The organism is Citrobacter sp. CF971 (genome assembly GCF_006385635.1).
Classification (GTDB): domain Bacteria; phylum Pseudomonadota; class Gammaproteobacteria; order Enterobacterales; family Enterobacteriaceae; genus Citrobacter; species Citrobacter freundii.
Genome location: NZ_CP041051.1, coordinates 4,237,601 through 4,257,961, shown reverse-complemented (window position 1 = coordinate 4,257,961; position 20,361 = coordinate 4,237,601). Strand labels below are relative to the sequence as shown.

General features: G+C 53.4%; 18 protein-coding genes and 1 tRNA gene. 10 read left to right on the top strand and 9 right to left on the bottom strand.

Translation table 11 applies throughout. The features are described from left to right. The first annotated feature begins 184 nt into the window (after positions 1-184). Positions 185-967, top strand: a complete 783-nt coding sequence (locus tag E6P06_RS24080) for a siderophore-interacting protein (RefSeq protein WP_054528806.1) — start codon at positions 185-187, stop codon at positions 965-967. On the opposite strand, the gene E6P06_RS24075 is transcribed toward E6P06_RS24080, so the two are convergent. Beyond that, on the bottom strand, positions 964-1,812 hold the full coding sequence (locus E6P06_RS24075; protein ID WP_003024755.1) for an AraC family transcriptional regulator: 849 nt from the start codon (positions 1,810-1,812) through the stop codon (positions 964-966). The two genes, E6P06_RS24080 and E6P06_RS24075, sit on opposite strands and share 4 nt — an antisense overlap. 67 nt (positions 1,813-1,879) lie before the next feature. Between E6P06_RS24075 and cfa the strand changes: the two genes are divergently transcribed. After that, positions 1,880-3,034 carry a cyclopropane fatty acyl phospholipid synthase gene (cfa, locus tag E6P06_RS24070; RefSeq protein ID WP_003846231.1) on the top strand — a complete coding sequence of 385 codons (1,155 nt, stop codon included), beginning with the start codon at positions 1,880-1,882 and terminating at the stop codon, positions 3,032-3,034. A gap of 90 nt (positions 3,035-3,124) precedes the next feature. Here cfa and E6P06_RS24065 read toward each other — a convergent pair whose 3' ends face one another. Beyond that, the gene (locus E6P06_RS24065; protein ID WP_003846233.1) at positions 3,125-4,783 is read right to left on the bottom strand and encodes a glycerone kinase; all 1,659 of its coding nucleotides are present in this window, start codon (positions 4,781-4,783) and stop codon (positions 3,125-3,127) included. A gap of 562 nt (positions 4,784-5,345) precedes the next feature. On the opposite strand from E6P06_RS24065, the gene E6P06_RS24055 reads away from it, so the two are divergent. Both E6P06_RS24055 and dhaR read left to right on the top strand, forming a co-directional pair. Continuing rightward, on the top strand, positions 5,346-6,443 hold the full coding sequence (locus E6P06_RS24055; RefSeq protein ID WP_003024745.1) for a glycerol dehydrogenase: 1,098 nt from the start codon (positions 5,346-5,348) through the stop codon (positions 6,441-6,443). Between the two features lie 91 nt (positions 6,444-6,534). Next, positions 6,535-8,460 (top strand): dihydroxyacetone kinase operon transcriptional regulator DhaR, encoded by a 1,926-nt coding sequence (gene dhaR, locus E6P06_RS24050; protein WP_003841455.1) that lies wholly within the window; start codon positions 6,535-6,537, stop codon positions 8,458-8,460. Here dhaR and E6P06_RS24045 read toward each other — a convergent pair. The 4 genes from E6P06_RS24045 to E6P06_RS24030 are packed head-to-tail and all read right to left on the bottom strand — an operon-like array spanning position 8,438 to position 10,953. Then, entirely contained in the window at positions 8,438-8,968 is a 531-nt protein-coding gene (locus E6P06_RS24045) for a cob(I)yrinic acid a,c-diamide adenosyltransferase (RefSeq protein ID WP_003846235.1), read from the bottom strand. The genes dhaR and E6P06_RS24045 overlap by 23 nt on opposite strands. After that, positions 8,969-9,322 (bottom strand): glycerol dehydratase reactivase beta/small subunit family protein, encoded by a 354-nt coding sequence (locus E6P06_RS24040; protein WP_003846238.1) that lies wholly within the window; start codon positions 9,320-9,322, stop codon positions 8,969-8,971. A gap of 16 nt (positions 9,323-9,338) precedes the next feature. Then, entirely contained in the window at positions 9,339-10,502 is a 1,164-nt protein-coding gene (gene dhaT / locus E6P06_RS24035) for a 1,3-propanediol dehydrogenase (protein WP_003846240.1), read from the bottom strand. A 22-nt stretch (positions 10,503-10,524) separates the two neighbouring features. Beyond that, positions 10,525-10,953: a heme-binding protein gene (locus tag E6P06_RS24030; RefSeq protein ID WP_003024730.1), complete on the bottom strand. Its 429-nt coding sequence runs from the start codon at positions 10,951-10,953 to the stop codon at positions 10,525-10,527. A 392-nt stretch (positions 10,954-11,345) separates the two neighbouring features. Between E6P06_RS24030 and E6P06_RS24025 the strand changes: the two genes are divergently transcribed. The 5 genes from E6P06_RS24025 to E6P06_RS24005 all read left to right on the top strand — a co-directional run bounded on the left by E6P06_RS24025 (position 11,346) and on the right by E6P06_RS24005 (position 16,298). Further along, positions 11,346-13,013 carry a propanediol/glycerol family dehydratase large subunit gene (locus E6P06_RS24025; protein WP_003841447.1) on the top strand — a complete coding sequence of 556 codons (1,668 nt, stop codon included), beginning with the start codon at positions 11,346-11,348 and terminating at the stop codon, positions 13,011-13,013. A gap of 11 nt (positions 13,014-13,024) precedes the next feature. Continuing rightward, positions 13,025-13,609, top strand: a complete 585-nt coding sequence (locus E6P06_RS24020; protein WP_003024724.1) for a propanediol/glycerol family dehydratase medium subunit — start codon at positions 13,025-13,027, stop codon at positions 13,607-13,609. Between the two features lie 2 nt (positions 13,610-13,611). Continuing rightward, the gene (locus E6P06_RS24015) at positions 13,612-14,040 is read left to right on the top strand and encodes a diol dehydratase small subunit (RefSeq protein ID WP_003024721.1); all 429 of its coding nucleotides are present in this window, start codon (positions 13,612-13,614) and stop codon (positions 14,038-14,040) included. Between the two features lie 10 nt (positions 14,041-14,050). Continuing rightward, positions 14,051-15,865: a diol dehydratase reactivase subunit alpha gene (locus E6P06_RS24010; protein ID WP_032937339.1), complete on the top strand. Its 1,815-nt coding sequence runs from the start codon at positions 14,051-14,053 to the stop codon at positions 15,863-15,865. 109 nt (positions 15,866-15,974) lie between these two features. Continuing rightward, positions 15,975-16,298, top strand: coding sequence for a DUF1889 family protein (locus tag E6P06_RS24005; protein WP_001573898.1), 324 nt, complete (start codon positions 15,975-15,977; stop codon positions 16,296-16,298). Positions 16,299-16,518: 220 nt separating this feature from the next. On the opposite strand, the gene E6P06_RS24000 is transcribed toward E6P06_RS24005, so the two are convergent. Next, a tRNA-Ile gene (locus tag E6P06_RS24000) sits at positions 16,519-16,594 on the bottom strand. 125 nt (positions 16,595-16,719) lie between these two features. Between E6P06_RS24000 and mug the strand changes: the two genes are divergently transcribed. Continuing rightward, positions 16,720-17,226: a G/U mismatch-specific DNA glycosylase gene (gene mug / locus E6P06_RS23995; protein WP_048218614.1), complete on the top strand. Its 507-nt coding sequence runs from the start codon at positions 16,720-16,722 to the stop codon at positions 17,224-17,226. A gap of 30 nt (positions 17,227-17,256) precedes the next feature. Here mug and E6P06_RS23990 read toward each other — a convergent pair whose 3' ends face one another. Both E6P06_RS23990 and E6P06_RS23985 read right to left on the bottom strand, forming a co-directional pair. Then, positions 17,257-19,254 carry a TonB-dependent receptor domain-containing protein gene (locus tag E6P06_RS23990; RefSeq protein ID WP_139935797.1) on the bottom strand — a complete coding sequence of 666 codons (1,998 nt, stop codon included), beginning with the start codon at positions 19,252-19,254 and terminating at the stop codon, positions 17,257-17,259. Positions 19,255-19,264: 10 nt separating this feature from the next. Then, positions 19,265-20,314 (bottom strand): YncE family protein, encoded by a 1,050-nt coding sequence (locus E6P06_RS23985; RefSeq protein ID WP_003838092.1) that lies wholly within the window; start codon positions 20,312-20,314, stop codon positions 19,265-19,267. Between the last annotated feature and the right edge of the window lie 47 nt (positions 20,315-20,361).

Below are 20,361 nucleotides of genomic sequence, written 5' to 3'. Positions count from 1 at the left end.
TTGCAAGTCTACAAATTAGATGTTGTTTAAAGCCATGATTATCTAATGTTTTTATTGGTTTTTGATAGCTGTTTAATCAGACGGTAACTATATCAAAAAAGTCCTTGCAATCTTCTTGATTAGCAATCATTATCATTTAAAAATGAATTTAGATATATCTTATTATTTTCACGAAGGCGAAAACATGACAAAAAACACCTCACGCTACCCGCAGCGCGTTCGCAATGAACTGCGTTTTCGGGAACTTACCGTCCTGCGCGTAGAGCGTATTAGCGCGGGCTTTCAGCGCATTGTACTGGGCGGTGACGCTCTGGACGGTTTTAGCTCACACGGCTTTGACGACCATACCAAGGTCTTTTTCCCTGAACCGGGCAGCCACTTTGTGCCGCCTGTCGTCACCGATGAAGGCATTGTCTGGGCTGACGGTGTGCGTCCGCTTTCCCGTGACTACACGCCGTTGTATGACGAAGCGCGCCATGAGCTGGCGCTGGATTTCTATATTCATGATGGCGGCGTGGCGAGTACATGGTCGATGAATGCCCGCGAGGGCGACAAGCTGACAATCGGCGGGCCGCGCGGTTCTTTGGTGGTGCCAGAGGATTATGCGTATCAGGTTTATGTGTGCGATGAGTCGGGAATGCCCGCGCTACGCCGACGCCTGGAGTCGCTCAGCCGTTTAGCGGTACGTCCAAACGTCACGGCGCTGGTCAGCGTGCAGGATGCGGCGTACCAGGATTATCTTGCCCATCTCGACGGGTTTACTATTGAGTGGTTTATCGGCCATGACGCGCAGGCGGTGAATGAACGCTTATCGCGACTAACCGTGCCCGCAGATGATTATTACGTCTGGATCACTGGCGAAGGCAAGGTGGTAAAAAACCTGAGTGCTCGCTTTGAAACCGAGGCGTTTGACCCTCAACGGGTGCGTGCGGCAGCCTACTGGCATCAGCATAAAGCGGCAGATTAATAATTAGATGGCGGAACGCCAAACGCCTGGCGGAAGGCATAGCTAAATGCCGCGGTGCTTGAATATCCTACGTCGAGCGCCACGGCTGTCACGCTTTTATTTTTTTTCAGCATTAATACGGATTCCAGAATACGCATTTTTTGCTTCCAGACGCTGAAAGGCAATCCGGTTTCTTTTTTGAAATGGCGCGAAAAGGTACGGGCAGACATACCCAGATGATGCGCCCAGTATTCAACTGAATGCTCCAGGGCGGGGGATTCTTGTATGGTTCGGCATACTTTGGTTAATTCGCGATCCTGCGGCCAGGGTAATACAAAGGCGACTTCCGGGAGTTGCAGAATAATATCGACCAGTACGCTAACCAGTTTGCCCTCTTTTGACTGGCTATCATAATGACCTGAAATTGAATTCGTGGCGTAATGAATAAACTCTCTGGCGAAATCACTGATAGCCACAACTTTGCATTCATTGATGCTCTCTTCAAGAAAGCCCGGTTTAATATCCAGATTTTCTAAATACACATCATCCAATGCCCAAACTGCATGCTCAGTATTATTGGGGATCCAGATGCCATAATGCGCCGGGATTATCCAGCACTTACCGGCAACATCAATGCGCATGCTGCCTTTGCGGGCGAAATGAAATTGCATAAAAGAGTGTGAATGCTGCGGTACATGGTGGTTGGCTTCCAGAACATAAGAGCGAAAGAATACATCCTGCGGCAGTTCGGTCATGGAGTTATCCGGGAAGGAGTTCCACTGTTTTTGCGCCAGAGTTTCCATAAATGAATCGTCAATACTCCCGATGATGTGTCCGCTGCTCGATAGATCTTGTCCGCGGATCATAATACATACACTCTTTTTTCCATAATAATCTTGCGTAATAATTTTTAGCCCACTTTTGGTAAATACCATGAACTCGCTTTGTTCAGATGCTGTCATCGTCAATGAAACAAATGATAACTGGACCCGAATGGGAAAAGAGCTGCTTTCACAAGCGGATATCAGAATTAATGGCTCACGCGCCTGGGACATTCAACTTCATCATACCGGTTTCTTTAAACGAGTATTGCAGCAAGGCTCATTAGGGCTTGGCGAAAGCTATATGGAAGGCTGGTGGGACTGCGAACGGCTCGATATTCTGTTCTGCAAAATCCTGAAAGCAAAACTCGACCAGCAGATGCCAGGTAATCTGAAAGATATTTTACGCATTGCCAGCGCGCGCCTGTTTAATTTGCAGTCACGTAGTCGTGCATGGATCGTCGGTAAAGAGCATTATGATATTGGTAACGATCTCTTTGCGCTGATGCTTGATCCGCATATGCAATATTCCTGCGGTTACTGGAAAGATGCAACCACATTAAACGATGCGCAAAATGCCAAATTAAAAATGATCTGCGAGAAGCTGCAGCTTAAACCGGGTATGCGTTTACTCGATATCGGTTGTGGCTGGGGCGGGTTGGCGGAATATGCGGCGCGTCATTATGGCGTGGCAGTAGAAGGCGTTACCATTTCCAAAGAGCAGCAGAAAATGGCGCAGCAGCGCTGTGAAGGGTTGGACGTTAACATTCTGCTACAGGATTATCGCGATCTTAATAAACACTACGATCGCATTGTCTCCGTGGGGATGTTTGAACATGTCGGGCCGAAAAACTACGACACCTATTTCAGTATCGCCGACCGTTGTTTAAAACCAGACGGACTGTTCCTGCTGCATACCATTGGTAGCAATAAAAAAGGGATGAGCGTCGATCCGTGGATCAATAAATACATTTTCCCAAATGGCTGCTTACCGGCGATTTCCCATATTGCCGAGGCCAGCGAATCACGGTTTGTGATGGAAGACTGGCATAACTTCGGCAGCGATTACGATAAAACGCTGATGGCCTGGCATGAGCGCTTTAATCAGGCATGGCCGGAGCTGTCATCACGTTATTCCGCCACCTTCAGAAGAATGTTTAATTACTATTTATGCGCGTGCGCAGGGGCTTTCCGCGCCAGAGATATTGAGCTTTGGCAGGTGCTGTTTAGCCGCGGCGTAGAGGGTGGGATCCGCGTTTATCGTTAACGTTCCGCCGGATGGCTGTGTTGCCTTATCCGGCCTACAAAGCTTTGCACTCGTAGGCCTGATAAGCGCAGCGCATCAGGCACTTATGGCTTATCCCAACTCACTCTCTGCCAGCGCTTTAAACACCATCGCTACGGCGTGCGCGCCGGGGTCCATATTTCCGAGCAGGCTTTCGCTGCTGAGATACGATGCGCGACCGGCATTGGCTTTGCTCGACAAACAGGTTCGTTCGGCTCCCGCTTGCGCGGCGTCGAATGCGGCCTGCAGATTTTGCGGCTGCGTGAGCAGCGAAGCCAGGGCCGGTTGCAGCGCATCTATCATGGTGCGATCGCCTTCGTCTGCGCCGCCGTAGAACTTCATCTGCGCCAGTCCCGTATTCAGGGATTCGGCAACGCTAGCTCCCTGTTCCAGTTTCTGCCCCGCAGCGGTAAAGAAAATAGACATCAGCACACCGCTGGAACCACCCATCACTACGGTCAGACGTTCGCCAATCAGCGCGAACAGCGTGGCAAGGTTATCCAGCGGCAACTGCTGGCGATGCAACAGACTGGCAATTTCACGCGCGCCAGCGGAAAAGGTCGAACCGGTATCGCCATCGCCGACTTTGGCGTCCAGCGCATTAAGATGAGTCTCCAGATCGGAAAGGGTTGTGGTGACAAGTTCCACAATCCCGGCCACCATGGCGTTCGCCGAAGGCTGGAATTCCACGCGTGCGCTACGCTGAGATGACGGTACACAACTGATTTCACGCGGCGGGACCGGCGTCGGCCAGTTGCTGGTTTCCACCTCGGTGAGTAACGCTTTTTCGATGCTCTCTTCCAGCACGATGGCCGTCAGTGAAAAGCCTTTCATATCCAGCGCGGTGACCAGTGAGGCCGGGCCAATCAGCCAGTCGATACGCGGGTGCAGCGGGCTGCTGGCCAGTTCGCGGGTAATGATGGCCATTTCGGCAACGGAAACGCCGCCAAGATTGTTAATCATCACCGCCAGACGGCCGGTTTCAGGCAGGGCTGCCATCAGTTTATCCACCATCAGGTTCACCACCTGCGCACTGTTCTGGGTGTCGATAACCGATGCGCCTGGTTCGCCGTGAATGCCCATGCCCAGTTCCGCGTGGCCCGGATGATGACGCGGGGCGGCGTCGGCTTCTTGCGGCAGATGACAGCTGGAAAGCGCAACGCCCAGGCTGAAGGTGTTATTGGCCGCGTACTGCGCTTCACGCAGGACGGTGGCGAGGTTGTAGCCGCGTTCGGCAAAATAGCCTGCGATTTTATGCACCAGGATGGTTCCCGCAATGCCGCGTGGGTGTTTGTTATCAGGCAGGGAGATGTCGTCGCCAACAATCAGCATTTCAACGTTGTAACCAAGGCGACGGGCTTTCTCGGCGGCGAGACCGAAATTAAGACGGTCACCGGTGTAATTTTTCACGATCAATAAACAGCCCGCCTCACCGGTCACCGCCTGAATGGCGGTCAGTACCGCATCCACGCTCGGGGAGGCGAAAACGTCGCCGCAAACCGCAGCGGTTAGCATACCTTTACCGATAAACCCAACGTGCGCGGGTTCGTGCCCTGAACCGCCGCCGGAAATTACCGCCACGTTATTTTTGTTGAGGTCACGACGGACCACGATGCGAATGGCCGGATCGCTTTCCAGACGCGCCAGGTTATTCCACGGGCTGGCGATAATGGTACCGTCGATGACGTCGCTCACGAGATGGGTGCGTTGATTAAAAAAGAATTGAGACATAACGGCTCCTTGAGGTTGAGTGTAAGACAAACCCCCGGAAGCATGGTCATGGTACGGAGGCGATAGAGAGATTCTGGCGAAGTCAGCGCGGAAAAAAACAACGTTAAAATGAGTTTCATTACGGAACGTTGTCATTGTTTTTTGTTCCATAATGAAACTGAAAAGAACGAGGAACGATCACAATGCGAGCTCGCTCGACTTTTTTCTCTCGCGATGAATGCAGCTGATACGGCACTGTCGGCTTTTTTTTTGCCGGTTTTTTGGCAAGTGAGTAGGTAAAAAAGAAAGTGAGATTCGTCTGTGCCGGAGATTTGGTGGCAAATGAGCGGATCGGGATCGCAAACCTTATCATTTTTGTGGATAAGCGTTCCAATATGGAACGTACTCCGTTTTTATCTGTTTCATATCAGAACAAAAAGACGAAAGATTTTTTTGTGCACGCCTCGCCATACAGTTATTGCATCGCTCCGGTACCTCCCGTTTTCGCCGTCTGCATCAGGCCAAACAGGTTAACGCCAGGGCTCACCATGTAAAAACATGTACTTATTTGAGGATGAAAGGAATGCTAAAAGTTATTCAATCTCCAGCCAAATATCTCCAGGGTCCTGACGCTTCCACCTTGTTTGGTCAATACGCTAAAAATCTGGCGGACAGCTTTTTTGTGATTGCGGATGACTTCGTGATGAAGCTGGCGGGAGAGAAAGTACTCAACGGCCTGCACAGCCACGACATTAGCTGCCATGCGGAACGCTTTAACGGTGAATGTAGCCATGTTGAAATTAATCGACTGATTGCCATTCTGAAACAGCACGGTTGTCGCGGCGTGGTTGGGATTGGCGGCGGGAAAACGCTGGATACCGCCAAAGCGATTGGTTACTACCAGAAGCTGCCGGTGGTGGTGATCCCGACTATCGCGTCTACCGATGCGCCAACCAGCGCGCTGTCCGTTATCTATACCGAAGCCGGTGAGTTTGAAGAGTATCTGATCTACCCGAAAAACCCGGATATGGTGGTGATGGACACTGCGATCATTGCCAAAGCGCCGGTACGTCTGCTGGTGGCCGGGATGGGCGATGCGCTCTCGACCTGGTTTGAAGCGAAAGCCTGTTATGACGCCAGAGCGACCAGCATGGCGGGCGGACAGTCCACCGTGGCGGCGCTGAGCCTGGCGCGCTTGTGCTATGATACCCTGCTGGCGGAAGGCGAGAAGGCACGCTTTGCTGCACAGGCTGGCGTGGTGACCGATGCGCTGGAGCGTATTGTCGAAGCTAACACTTACCTCAGCGGCATCGGCTTTGAAAGCAGCGGTCTTGCAGGGGCGCATGCGATCCACAACGGCTTTACGATTCTGGAAGAGTGCCACCATTTGTACCACGGTGAAAAAGTCGCCTTTGGTACGCTGGCGCAACTGGTGCTGCAAAACAGCCCGATGGAAGAGATCGAAACCGTGCTGAATTTCTGTCAGAAAGTCGGCCTGCCGGTAACGTTAGCGGAAATGGGCGTGAAAGAAGACGTTGACGGCAAGATCATGGCCGTGGCGAAAGCGACCTGCGCAGAAGGTGAAACCATCCACAATATGCCGTTCCCGGTAACGCCTGAAAGCGTACATGCCGCTATCTTGACGGCAGATCTGCTGGGACAGCAGTGGCTGGCGCGTTAATCAGTCGTCGGTAGGTTTTTATCCGGCATCTTCTCCCCCTCTGACAGTTTCTGCCGGAGGGGTTGTCTATGGTTAAACAGCGGAAAGGGATATGACGGCGCACACGCATAGCATCGGGAAGGAAGTCTCTTCAGTCATTGCCCAGTCATGGCATCGTTGCAGCAAGTTTATGCAGCGGGAAACCTGGCAGGCGCCGCATCAGGCGCAGGGGCTGACCTTTGAGTCGATTTGTCGTCGCAAGACGGCGTTGCTGACGATTGCTCAGGCTGCGCTGGAAGATGCCTGGGAGTTTATGGACGGACGCCCGTGTGCGCTGCTGATTCTGGATGAATCAGCCTGTATTCTCAGCCGTTGCGGCGATCCGCAGACGGTAGAACAGCTGGCGGAGCTTGGGTTTCGTGACGGCAGCTACTGTGCGGAAAGCATCATTGGCAGTTGTGCCCTGTCGCTGGCGACGATGCCGGGTCAGCCGACAAAAACCTCTGGCGATCAGCATTTTAAACAGGCGCTGCATCCGTGGTCGTTCTGCTCGACGCCGGTCTTCGATAACCATGGTCGACTGTTCGGCTCCATTTCGCTGTGTTGTCTGGTGGAGCATGAGTGCGTTTCTGATTTATCCCTGACGCTGGCGATTGCCAGAGAAGTCGGCAACTCTTTGCTGACCGACAGCCTGCTGGCTGAATCCAACCGCCATCTGAACCAGATGTACGGGCTGCTGGAGAGTATGGATGATGGTGTGATGGCCTGGAACGAACAGGGCGTATTGCAGTTCCTCAATGCACGAGCGGCGCTGCTTTTGCATCTCGATGCGCAGGCCAGTCAGGGGAAAAACATTCACGATCTGCTCAATCTCCCCATGCTGCTGCGCCGGGCGATCAAACATGCCCGCGGTCTGAATCACGTCGAAGTTACCTTTGAAAGCCAGCATCAGTTTGTTGATGCCGTCATTACCCTGAAGCCGATTGTTGAGGAGCAGGGCAACAGCTTTATTCTGCTACTGCATCCGGTGGAACAAATGCGCCAGCTGATGACCAGCCAGCTCGGCAAGGTGAGCCACACCTTTGAGCAGATGTCGACTGACGATCCGGAAACCCGCCGCTTGATCCATTTTGGACGCCAGGCAGCGAGGGGGAGTTTCCCGATCCTGCTGTGCGGGGAAGAGGGTGTTGGTAAAGAGCTGCTGAGTCAGGCCATCCACAATGAAAGCGAGCGCGCCAGCGGGCCGTATATCGCCGTGAACTGTCAGCTGTATGCCAACAGCGTACTGGGGCAGGATTTTATGGGCAGTGCGCCCACCGACGATGAAAATGGCCGGTTGAGCCGTCTTGAACTGGCGAACGGCGGCACGCTGTTTCTGGAAAAAATTGAATATCTGGCGCCGGAGCTGCAATCCGCGCTGTTACAGGTGATCAAGCAGGGGGTATTAACCCGCCTGGATGCCCGTCGGCTGATTCCGGTGGATGTCAAAGTGATCGCCACCACCACGGTTGATCTCGCCAATCTGGTGGAGCAAAACCGCTTTAGCCGTCAGCTGTATTATGCGCTGCATTCTTTTGAGATAGTGATCCCACCGCTGCGGGCGCGGCGCAGTAGTATTCCCTCGCTGATTTTTACGCGGCTGAATAGCCTGAAAAAACGCTTTTCATACAGTTTGAAGATCGACGACGACGCGCTGGCGCAACTGGTGGCCTATTCGTGGCCGGGCAATGACTTTGAGCTGAACAGCATTATCGAAAACATCGCCATCAGCAGTGATAACGGCCATATTCGGCTGAGCAATCTACCGGATTATTTGTTTGCCGAACGTCCGGGTCTGGAGACGGCGTCTTCACTGCTGCCTGCTAGTCTGACGTTTACCGCTATTGAAAAAGAGGCGATTATCCATGCTGCCCGCGTCACCAGCGGGCGCGTGCAGGAGATGTCGCAACTGTTGAATATCGGTCGCACTACCTTGTGGCGCAAGATGAAGCAGTACGACATTGATGCCAGCCAGTTTAAGCGCAAGCATCTGGACTAGTTTCTTCAATTCTCGCCATCGAGAACAACGCGTCTGACAGTCGGTTGATATAACGCCTGGGTTCATCGCGTAACGTTAGCGATCTGCTCATCGCGATGAGGATCCGCTCCAGTCGGCGCGTCAGGGTTCGCGCAACGTGTAGCTGTGCCGATGCGAGATTTTTCCCCGGAATAACAAACTCTTTGAGCGGGCCGCTTTGCGCCATATTACGGTCAATAAGTTGCTCCAGCGCCTGAGTATCCTCTTCACCAATACGCTGTTGTAAGCGAGCGAGTCCTTTCTCATCGCTGGCGAGTTCCGCACCCAGAACAAACAGCATTTTCTGTATGGCGTGCAGATCCTGGCGTAGCCCGGCCTGACGCGTGCTGGCATAGCAGACGCCAAGTTGGGAAATCAGTTCATCCACCGTGCCATAGGCCTCAACGCGGATGTCGTCTTTGTCGATACGGCTGCCGCCAAACAGTGCGGTCGTGCCTTTATCGCCGGTTCGGGTGTAGATGCGGTACATTTATTTTATCTCGCTGAAGGGAAGCACTTTGACCAGTTGACCAGCATTAGCACCGAGGACGCGGAGCCGGGCTGCACCGGCGCGGATATGACCACGGATCAGCGCCCGATCCTCGGGCAACTGGGCGTGGGTTAAAGCAATATCACCCGTGGCGTTAAGACCCAGACCGACACGTAGCGTTGAGCTTTTGGCCGCAAGTTTGCTCAATGCCAGTGCGCAGTCATGCTCGTTGCAACAGATTGCCCGACAAGGGACGCCTTGCTCTTCCAGTCCCCAGCACAGCTCATCAAGCACGCGAGTATCCTGCCAGCGCGAGTGATAAAACAGATGTACGCCCGGTGATGAAAGTGACATTGCGCCCCCTGTACTATCAGAATGCCTGACGGAAGATCTCGGCAATTTCTTTCTCGTTCCCTTTGCGCGGGTTAGAGAAGGCGTTGCCGTCCTTCAGCGCCATTTCCGCCATGTACGGGAAATCGGCTTCTTTGACACCCAGATCGCGCAGATGCTGCGGAATGCCGATGTCAGCAGAGAGACGAGCAATGGAGTGAATGGCCAGTTCTGCGGCATCCATGGTGGAAAGTCCGTCAGTGTTTTCGCCCATAAACTCTGCAATGTCAGCAAATTTTTCCGGGTTAGCGATCAGGTTATAGCGCGCCACGTGCGGCAGCAGTACGGCATTCGCCACGCCGTGCGGCATGTCGTACAGACCGCCAAGTTGATGCGCCATCGCGTGAACGTAGCCGAGGTTGGCGTTGTTGAAAGCCATACCTGCCAGCAGGGAGGCGTAGGCCATATTCTCGCGAGCTTTCAGGTTGCTGCCCAGCGCTACGGCCTGACGCAAGTTGCGTGCGATCAGGCGAATAGCCTGAATAGCGGCAGCGTCGGTGACCGGGTTGGCATCTTTGGAAATATAGGCTTCTACGGCGTGGGTCAGGGCGTCCATACCCGTCGCGGCGGTCAGCGGGGCGGGTTTGCCGAGCATCAGCAGCGGATCGTTAATGGAGACCGACGGCAGGTTGCGCCAACTGACAATCACAAACTTCACTTTGGTTTTTGTATTGGTCAGCACGCAGTGGCGGGTGACTTCGCTGGCGGTACCGGCAGTGGTATTTACCGCAACGATCGGCGGCAGCGGGTTGGTCAGGGTTTCAATCCCGGCATAGCTGTAGAGATCGCCTTCGTGAGTTGCTGCGATACCGATGCCTTTACCGCAGTCATGCGGGCTACCGCCACCGACGGTAACGATGATATCGCAATGCTCTTTGCGAAAGACTTCCAGACCGTCACGCACGTTGGTGTCTTTGGGGTTAGGTTCAACGCCATCAAAAACCACCACGTCAATGCCCGCTTCACGTAAATGGGCGAGGGTTTTATCTACCGCGCCGTCTTTAATGGCCCGCAGACCTTTATCAGTAACCAGCAGCGCTTTTTTACCGCCTAACAGTTTGCAGCGTTCGCCGACAACGGAAATAGCATTGGGGCCAAAGAAGTTCACATTTGGCACCAGGTAATCAAACATACGATAGCTCATAATATACCTTCTTAGATTTAAATTATAATTCAGAGAAACAATTCAGTGCGGTTTCTGCTAATAATCTGTCTTGTTCAACGGTGCCGCCGCTAACGCCAACGGCACCAATTAATTTACCGTTTAATATGACAGGTAAACCGCCGCCGAAAATAACAATGCGCTGTTGGTTGGTAAGCTGCAAACCATATAGCGAAGCACCAGGTTGTACCGCGTCGGTAATTTCATGGGTACCCTGGCGCAGGCAGCAGGCGGTATACGCTTTATTAAGAGAGATATCACAGCTGGTGACAAACGCATCGTCCATGCGTTGCATTAGCAGCGTATTCCCACCGCGATCCACCACGGAAAAGACCACCGGAACGCTGATCTCAAGCGCTTTAGCCTCAACGGCCTGCGCCATTTTTTTTGCAGCCGCCAGCGTAATGGTGGCAATTTGTTGGCTCTTATTCACAGTTTCTCCTGAAAATGTTGTAGGGCTGAGGTCACGAAACATATCGCGCAACAGCTATTTTTATCATTGGCTTTACCTTATTTTCTCGCCGTGCGTTATTAAGTCAATAGGGCGAAAATTTCAAAGATATTAAATTCACCTTCCTGGTTTTACGTTTATTGATAATGATCATTTAACCTCGTCACAATTCACGATGGATATTCCTGAATTGCGTTTCAATATGAAACGATGCGTTTTTATTAGGTGCCAAATTGGAACGAAATTAATTTTATTTTTTTATTGTTCTGCTCATTTAGAGTTCGACCATTGCTGATGAAAGGCGAATGACGGGTGTTGTGTCCCCGGCAATGCGGCCCGGCGTCCCTATTTTTTATCTTTTGAGTCAATAAATCATGAGAAGATCAAAACGATTCGAAGTACTTGCGAAGCGGCCTGTAAATCAGGATGGGCTGATTGGCGAATGGCCTGAAGAGGGGCTGATCGCCATGGAAAGCCCCTACGATCCAGCGTCGTCGGTGAAGGTGGAAAATGGTCGTATTGTTGAGCTGGACGGTAAGAGCCGCGCCGAGTTCGACATGATCGACCGTTTCATTGCCGACTACGCCATTAACGTGGCTGAGGCCGAGCACGCCATGCAGCTCGACGCGCTGGAGATCGCCAGAATGCTGGTGGATATCCACGTCAGTCGGGAAGAGATTATTGCCATTACCACTGCCATCACCCCGGCGAAAGCGGTGGAAGTGATGGCGCAAATGAACGTGGTGGAGATGATGATGGCGCTGCAAAAAATGCGTGCCAGACGCACGCCCTCCAACCAGTGCCACGTGACCAACCTGAAAGATAACCCGGTACAGATTGCCGCCGACGCTGCTGAAGCGGGGATTCGTGGTTTTTCCGAGCAGGAAACGACGGTCGGGATCGCCCGCTATGCGCCGTTTAACGCTCTTGCGCTGTTGGTCGGTTCTCAGTGTGGTCGCCCTGGCGTACTGACGCAATGTTCTGTTGAAGAGGCCACGGAGCTGGAGCTGGGCATGCGTGGGCTAACCAGTTATGCCGAAACGGTGTCGGTGTATGGCACAGAATCGGTGTTTACCGACGGTGATGACACTCCGTGGTCCAAAGCGTTTCTCGCCTCGGCTTATGCATCGCGTGGCCTGAAGATGCGCTACACCTCCGGCACTGGCTCGGAAGCGCTGATGGGCTATTCCGAAAGTAAATCGATGCTATATCTGGAGTCGCGCTGCATTTTTATCACTAAAGGCGCGGGCGTACAGGGGCTGCAAAACGGTGCGGTCAGCTGTATCGGCATGACCGGCGCTGTGCCTTCGGGGATCCGCGCGGTGCTGGCGGAAAACCTGATTGCCTCAATGCTCGACCTTGAAGTGGCCTCCGCCAATGACCAGACATTTTCTCACTCCGATATTCGCCGTACTGCCCGCACCCTGATGCAGATGCTGCCGGGTACAGACTTTATTTTCTCTGGTTACAGCGCGGTACCCAACTACGACAACATGTTTGCCGGGTCGAACTTCGACGCTGAAGACTTCGATGATTACAACATTCTGCAACGCGATCTGATGGTTGACGGCGGTCTGCGTCCGGTGACTGAAGAAGAAACTATCGCTATACGCAATAAGGCTGCACGCGCCATTCAGGCGGTGTTCCGCGAACTGGGCTTGCCGCTGATTAGCGATGAAGAAGTGGAAGCCGCTACTTATGCTCATGGCAGCAAAGATATGCCTGCGCGCAATGTAGTGGAGGATCTGGCGGCCGTGGAAGAGATGATGAAGCGCAATATCACCGGGCTGGATATTGTCGGCGCGTTGAGTTGCAGCGGCTTCGAAGATATCGCCAGCAATATCCTCAACATGCTGAGACAGCGCGTTACCGGTGATTATCTGCAAACGTCGGCCATTCTGGATCGCCAGTTCGACGTCGTCAGCGCCGTCAACGACATCAATGATTATCAGGGACCTGGTACCGGCTATCGCATCAGTGCCGAACGCTGGGCGGAAATTAAAAATATTGCGGGCGTGGTTCAGCCCGGCTCGATCGAATAAGGCGGAACACTGTGGAATGCACAACTGAACGTAAGCCAGTTTTCACCTTACAGGTGAGCGAAGGCGAGGCGGCGAACGCGGATGAACGCGTGGATGAAGTGGTGATTGGCGTCGGCCCGGCCTTTGGCAAGCACCAGCATAAAACCCTGATTGACATGCCGCACAACGCGATTCTGAAAGAGCTGGTTGCTGGCATCGAAGAAGAGGGACTGCATGCGCGGGTAGTGAGGATCCTGCGCACCTCGGATGTTTCTTTTATGGCATGGGATGCGGCAAACCTCAGCGGCTCAGGCATCGGGATTGGCATCCAGTCGAAAGGAACCACGGTGATTCATCAGCGCGATCTGCTGCCGTTAAGCAACCTCGAGCTGTTCTCTCAGGCTCCGCTGCTGACGCTGGAAACCTATCGTCAGATTGGTAAAAACGCCGCGCGATATGCACGCAAAGAGTCGCCTTCGCCGGTGCCAGTGGTCAATGACCAGATGGTGCGCCCTAAATTTATGGCCAAGGCCGCGCTGTTTCATATCAAAGAAACCAAACACGTGGTGCAGGATGCTGCGCCTGTCACGTTGCACATTGCACTGGTAAGGGAATGACCATGAACGACAACATCATGACTGCGCAGGATTACCCATTAGCGACCCGCTGCCCGGAGAAAATCCAGACGCCTACCGGCAAGCCGCTAACCGACATTACCCTTGAGAATGTGCTGGCGGGCCGCGTAGGACCGCAGGATGTGCGTATTTCTCAGCAAACGCTGGAGTACCAGGCGCAGATTGCCGAGCAGATGCAGCGTCATGCCGTGGCGCGCAATTTTCGTCGTGCGGCTGAGCTGATTGCGATTCCGGATGCCCGCATTCTGGAGATCTACAACGCGCTGCGGCCGTTTCGTTCTTCGTTCGCCGAGTTGCAGGCCATTGCCGATGAACTGGAACACACATGGCATGCCACGGTGAACGCCGGCTTTGTCCGCGAATCGGCAGAGGTATACCAGCAGAGAAATAAGCTGCGTAAAGGCAGCCAGTGACGGAGGCAGCATGCCGTTAATTGCAGGGATCGATATCGGCAACGCCACCACCGAAGTGGCGTTGGCGCAGGATGGCCGGTTTATCGGCAGCGGGATTGTCGCCACGACCGGTATGAAAGGCACGCGGGATAATATCGCCGGGGTAGTCGCGTCCCTGCAGCAGGCGCTGAATAACACGCCGTGGTCGCTGCAGGACGTAGCAAAAATTTGCATCAACGAGGCCGCACCGGTGATTGGCGATGTGGCGATGGAAACCATCACTGAAACCATCATTACCGAATCGACGATGATTGGCCATAACCCGCAAACGCCCGGTGGCGTTGGCGTGGGTATGGGAACCACCATCGCCGTGGAGAAGTTGGCGGCGTTGAGCGAGGATCGATTTGCCCAGGGCTGGATCCCGTTGGTAGGTGAGGAGATGGATTTCCTTGAGGCGGTTTGGTTTATCAATGAAGCGCTGGATCGCGGCGTAAATGTGGTGGCGGCCATCCTGAAAAAAGATGATGGGGTGCTGGTGAATAATCGCCTGCGTCGGCCAATGCCGGTGGTTGATGAAGTCACCCTGCTGGAGAAGGTGCCGGAAGGTGTGCTGGCGGCGGTGGAAGTGGCGGCCCCGGGACAGGTGGTACGGGTGCTGTCGAACCCTTACGGCATTGCGACCTTCTTTGCCCTGACGCCCGAGGAAACGCAAACTATCGTCCCCATCGCCAGAGCGCTGATTGGCAACCGTTCCGCCGTGGTGCTGAAAACCCCGCAGGGCGATGTGCAATCAAGAGTGATCCCGGCGGGTAAGATCTTTATCCGTGGTGAAAAGCGTGGCGGTGAAGCCGACGTAGCGCAAGGCGCGCAGGCCATTATGCAGGCGATGAGCGCCTGCGCGCCCGTGCGCGATATTGCCGGGGAAGCTGGTACGCACGCAGGCGGCATGCTGGAGCGGGTGCGAAAGGTGATGGCCTCGCTGACCGGTCATGACATGAACACGGTGCATATTCAGGATCTGTTGGCGGTCGATACATTTATTCCGCGTAAGGTGCAGGGCGGCATCGCCGGAGAGTGTTCAATGGAGAACGCCGTGGGCATTGCGGCGATGGTGAAAGCCGATCGCTTACAGATGCAGGCCATCGCCAGTGAGCTGAGTGCCCGGTTAAACACGCCGGTTGAAGTTGGTGGCGTGGAGGCTAACATGGCTGTAGCGGGGGCGTTAACAACACCTGGATGCGCTGCGCCGCTGGCAATCCTCGATTTAGGCGCAGGATCTACCGATGCAGCCGTCATCAATAGCGATGGCATAGTGAAAGCGGTACATCTGGCCGGGGCGGGGAATATGGTCAGCCTGTTGATTCAAACAGAGCTGGGCTTAAGCGATGCATTTCTGGCGGAGGAAATTAAAAAATACCCGCTGGCAAAAGTGGAGAGCCTGTTCAGCATTCGCCATGAGAACGGCGCGGTAGAGTTTTTCCGCGAACCGCTCAGCCCGGCGGTGTTTGCCAAAGTTGTGTATTTGAAAGAGGGCGAGTTGATCCCGGTAGATAACCAGACCTCGTTGGAAAAAATACGTCTGGTGCGCCGACAGGCCAAAGAGAAGGTTTTTGTGACCAACTGCCTGCGCGCGTTACGCCAGGTGTCACCCGGTGGATCTATTCGCGATATGACTTTTGTTGTGCTGGTAGGCGGTTCTTCGCTGGATTTCGAAATCCCGCAGATGATCACTGATGCGCTGGCGCATTACGGCGTTGTCGCCGGGCAGGGCAATATTCGAGGTACCGAAGGGCCGCGTAATGCGGTGGCAACTGGACTAGTTTTAGCCGGAGATGCAAAAAAATAGCGCAGAAAACAGCCGCGCAAGCGTTTAGCTGCGGGGTAAGTCAAATAAAGGCGATGTTCTCTTTGATATCCCGGCGGAGTTGGGTACATAGTATAAATGTGTCTCTCACGTGGTTAATTTTAAGGATAAGAGCATGCCAACAGCAATTGAGAAAGCATTGGATTTTATTGGTGGTATGAACACTTCGGCGTCAGTACCCCATTCAATGGATGAAAGCACCGCTAAGGGAATCTTAAAGTATTTGCATGACTTAGGTGTGCCAGCGAGTCCGGAAGTTGTGATGGCACGGGGTGAGCAGGAGGGATGGAATCCCGAGTTCACGAAAAAAGTGGCCGGATGGGCAGAAAAAGTTGCCTCCGGTAACCGCATCCTTATCAAGAACCCAGAGTATTTTTCAACCTATATGCAGGAGCAGCTCAAAGAGCTAGTGTGAGCTGACTATCGAATCAAACTCTAACGGACGTTTCCATCTCGGGATGGCGGCGTCCAAATGTAATGCCAGCGATATGGGCTGGCGTATCGCATGATATATCCTTATTCCCACGCCATCCCCCGCTACGCATTCAGAGCCATCCAATTATTGGCTTTGCCAACAATTGCATATATTTCCAATAACAAAAAGGACCTGCGATTTCTCGCAAGTCCTTGAAGTTTGGTGGCCCCTGCTGGACTTGAACCAGCGACCAAGCGATTATGAGTCGCCTGCTCTAACCACTGAGCTAAGGGGCCGTGGCGGTGGATTATAAAGTAACTCCGCGTTGCAATCCAGACATAAGCGTACGGATGCTGTTTTTATAAACAATGTATTTTCAGTCCGTTATACTTGTTCCTCTGATGTATTGTTCGGAGTAATTATGGTTAAGGACATACTGGCACCGGGGCTGCGGGTGGTATTTTGCGGCATCAATCCGGGGCTCTCTTCTGCGGGTACAGGATTTCCCTTTGCGCATCCCGCGAATCGCTTCTGGAAGGTTATCCATCAGGCGGGGTTCACCGATCGCCAGCTTAAACCTGAAGAGGCACAGCATCTGCTGGATTTCCGCTGCGGCGTGACTAAGTTTGTCGACAGACCAACGGTACAAGCCAATGAAGTGAAGCTACAAGAGATGCGTAGCGGAGGTCGTCTGCTTATTGAGAAAATAGAAGAGTATCAGCCAGCCGCGCTCGCTATCCTCGGGAAGCAGGCATTTGAGCAGGGGCTTAGCCAGCGTGGGGCGCAGTGGGGAAAACAGACGCTGACCATTGGCGCGACGCAAATATGGGTATTGCCGAATCCCAGCGGGTTAAGCCGGATCACGCTGGATAAACTGGTAGAGGCGTATCGGGAAGTGAATGTGGCGTTGAAGGCGCGCGGCCTGTAACTGCCGGAGCCTTAGGCTCCGGCGTCACTGTCAGAACTCGAAGCGTGCGCCCATGTTGTAGCGGCGTCCTTCCAGGATGGAAGACTGGTTATAGGACGTTTTGTAGATTGGGTTCACGTCGAACAGGTTATAAACCCCCGCCATCAATGTGATGCTCTTGTTGAGATGGTAGCGTGCCCCTAAATCGACCAGCGCATAGGCGTCGGTTGACGTTGATTTGCCGATGTCAGGCGTATTGCTGCGCCAGCTGGCTTTGCTCCACAGCTCAAGATCGTTAAGTGCATTCCATGTCAGAGACAGGTTGGCCATGCTCGTCGGGAACTCGTTCAGTGCCTCTCCCTTGTACTGACCACTCTTTTGCTCGCTGTGGGTATAGGTGTAGTTCGCGTTCGCCTTCAGCGCGGTAGTGACCTGCCAGTCGCCGTTCAGCTCCAGGCCATAGATTTCCGCGTCGCTGACGTTGAAATACTGCGAGACTTCTTCCGCTTCATACCCGTTGTAAATGCACTTCTGCGTGGCCGTTGCGGTACAGATGGTGTAGTCGCTGATCTTGTCCTTGAATTTGGTGAAGAACACGGTTGCATCCAGTGCCAGTGTGTCCTGTTGCCAGTAGACGCCCAGCTCGGTGTTGACGCTCTGCTCAGGTTTCAGGTCATCGTTACCGATCCCAATGAAGGAATACGGATACGAACCGTAGACGCTGGTGAAACCTTCATTGTTCTCACGCAGGTCCGGTTTTTTATAGCCCGCCGATACGCCGCCCTTCAGCGCCCAGCTTTCGTCAATCGTCCAGTTACCGTAGAGTTTTGGCGTGACGTGGTAGCCAAAGTAGCTGTCGTGATCGAGACGCGCCGAGGTGGTGAGGGTGAAGTCCGGAACCATCATCCAGGCATCTTCCGCGAAGATGGCCCAGCCGTCACGGGTGATCTTGCTGACTGGCGTTATGCCCGGCACTTCTTTGTTTTCGATGCCGAAAGTGTCGTCCAGCTCATTACGGGTGAAGTTGATCCCCAGCGTCAACTTGTGGTCGCCCAGCGTAAAGGTGTTCGCGCTGTTGGCTTCATAGTTTTTCTGCTTAATGAACTGCGAACTCATGCCCGGCACACGATACTCGGTTTTAGCGTTTTCGTAGCTGATGAAGTTCTTCACTTCCAGCAGATCGTCGCCGTACCAGGCATGCTGCGCAAGTGAAGCGGCATCGCGGTCAAAGTCCCATTGCCAGGCTTTATCATTGTGTGATTTTACCTGATGTCCTTTGACGACGTTCAAATCCCAAAGTTGGGTGTCGGTCGGCGACATGTTGATGGTGGCATCCAGATTGCCAGCCTGGTGCTTCACAAAGCGCTCATCGGAGATGCTGTCGTCATCACGGCGATCAAGATAATCCGTCGCTACGCTCACCCCGAGCTTGCTGGGGATAATTGGCCCCATCAGGAAGACATTAGTCTGGTTGGTGTTACCGTACTCGCTCTTCTCTTGCAGGAAGTAGTTATCTTCCAGCACACCCGTCCATTTATCGAGGTTGTAGCCTTTTTTGGTGATGACGTTGACCACGCCGCCGATGGAGTCAGAGCCATACAGTGAGGACATCGGTCCGCGAATCACCTCTATTCGCTCGATAGCAGCAAGTGGCGGTAAAAAGGCAGCCTCTGTCCCGATATGGTGTCCGTAAGGACGCGATTCGCGGGTGCCTTGTTTGATGCCGTTGACCATGTAGGAGGTATAGGTCGAGTCCATTCCGCGCATCTGCACATCGCCTGTGGCAAGGCTACCGTTGCCATTACCCACCAATACGCCGGGCATCTCGCGAAGGGCTTCGGTGACGTTCTGGTTAGAGCGGGTGTTCAGTTCTTTCTCGCCGACGACGGAGATGGTCGCCGGTGCCTCACGGCGTTCCTGTGCGAAACCGGTGGCGGTGACCACCAGTTGATCTTCATTATCTGGGGTGGTTTCTTCGGCGAAAACGGTCGCCGGGAGGCTGGCAAGGGCGAGCGAAATCGCCAGCGCGGTACGAGTCTGGTTAATCACAACGCATTCCTCAGAACTGGGTTAAATCGAGCTTGAGTACATAGTCAGCCTTGTTGGCTTTTTCATCCTGCTTCACGCTAACGAAGAGCGTTTTGCTGTCAGGAGAAAGCACCATGCTGTTTGGCATTGCTGCCGTTTTGATGGTGTGCTTCAGGCTGTAAGTGTTGGCATCGATAACGCTAATCTGACGGGCATTGCGATGGGTAACATACACTTCGTTGCGGGCAGGGTTATAGACCGCAGCGATAGAGTTTGGCGTGGGAACGCGGTGAACAATTTTACCGCTGTCCAGTTGGACTACCAGCACGTCGGCGGTGTTGGTATCGGCGATAAATCCGACGCCTTTGGCCGTGTTCAACGCGATGTTCAGGAAGTAATGCTTCGGCTCGGAGGGGTCAACCTTCACACGCGACAGAACCTGCGACGTTTTGCCATCCAGGGTAACAAGTTCGCCTTTGCCAGTGACGGCGTAAACTTTATCGCCAGCTTCATCAACGGCGAAACCGACCGGATCCATCCCTTTGAGGGCGTGTAATAGTTTCTGGTTATGCGTGTCGACAACCCACAGCACACCTTTATTTTCACTGCCAATACCGGAGACATACAGACGGTGGTGCTTCTTGTCGAGCACCACTTCACGAACGTGGGCTTTATTTTCTTCGTCTGCAAGCTGAAGCATTTTCACTTCTTTATGGGTGCGGGTATCCAGCAGGGTCAGTGAGCCATCCAGCGCATTACCTAGCCAGAGAATGTGGTTAGGTTCATCCAGTGAGACCGCAAAAGGACGGCGTTCGGTGGCGATCCGCTCATCGACTTTTAATGATTCAGTTGAAAACAGGAACACTTCACCGGCGGTTTTATCTTTGTCGAAAGAGGGGGCAGAGGCTGCATAGATAGCCTGTTGTCCGGCGTCATAAGCCAGTTCGTAAACGCCATGACCAAGCGTCTGAGAGGCGAACTGATCCTCAGTAAAGTCTTTTGCCAGGGCTGAACCGGTATAAAGTGCCAGTGAAATCGCAAGCGCGCAGAGGGACTGATTTTTTAATGTTTTTAAATTCATGTCATTTTTCTTTACAGTTGTTTACGAAAAGAAAATGATAATGAAAA

Excerpts from the sequence above, each read along its gene's own strand:
- E6P06_RS24080 (WP_054528806.1), top strand. The coding sequence starts at position 185 with ATGACAAAAAACACCTCACGCTACCCGCAGCGCGTTCGCAATGAACTG.
- E6P06_RS24075 (WP_003024755.1), bottom strand. The coding sequence starts at position 1,812 with ATGATCCGCGGACAAGATCTATCGAGCAGCGGACACATCATCGGGAGT.
- cfa (WP_003846231.1), top strand. The coding sequence starts at position 1,880 with ATGAACTCGCTTTGTTCAGATGCTGTCATCGTCAATGAAACAAATGAT.
- E6P06_RS24065 (WP_003846233.1), bottom strand. The coding sequence starts at position 4,783 with ATGTCTCAATTCTTTTTTAATCAACGCACCCATCTCGTGAGCGACGTC.
- E6P06_RS24055 (WP_003024745.1), top strand. The coding sequence starts at position 5,346 with ATGCTAAAAGTTATTCAATCTCCAGCCAAATATCTCCAGGGTCCTGAC.
- dhaR (WP_003841455.1), top strand. The coding sequence starts at position 6,535 with ATGACGGCGCACACGCATAGCATCGGGAAGGAAGTCTCTTCAGTCATT.
- E6P06_RS24045 (WP_003846235.1), bottom strand. The coding sequence starts at position 8,968 with ATGTACCGCATCTACACCCGAACCGGCGATAAAGGCACGACCGCACTG.
- E6P06_RS24040 (WP_003846238.1), bottom strand. The coding sequence starts at position 9,322 with ATGTCACTTTCATCACCGGGCGTACATCTGTTTTATCACTCGCGCTGG.
- dhaT (WP_003846240.1), bottom strand. The coding sequence starts at position 10,502 with ATGAGCTATCGTATGTTTGATTACCTGGTGCCAAATGTGAACTTCTTT.
- E6P06_RS24025 (WP_003841447.1), top strand. The coding sequence starts at position 11,346 with ATGAGAAGATCAAAACGATTCGAAGTACTTGCGAAGCGGCCTGTAAAT.
- E6P06_RS24015 (WP_003024721.1), top strand. The coding sequence starts at position 13,612 with ATGAACGACAACATCATGACTGCGCAGGATTACCCATTAGCGACCCGC.
- E6P06_RS24010 (WP_032937339.1), top strand. The coding sequence starts at position 14,051 with ATGCCGTTAATTGCAGGGATCGATATCGGCAACGCCACCACCGAAGTG.
- mug (WP_048218614.1), top strand. The coding sequence starts at position 16,720 with ATGGTTAAGGACATACTGGCACCGGGGCTGCGGGTGGTATTTTGCGGC.
- E6P06_RS23985 (WP_003838092.1), bottom strand. The coding sequence starts at position 20,314 with ATGAATTTAAAAACATTAAAAAATCAGTCCCTCTGCGCGCTTGCGATT.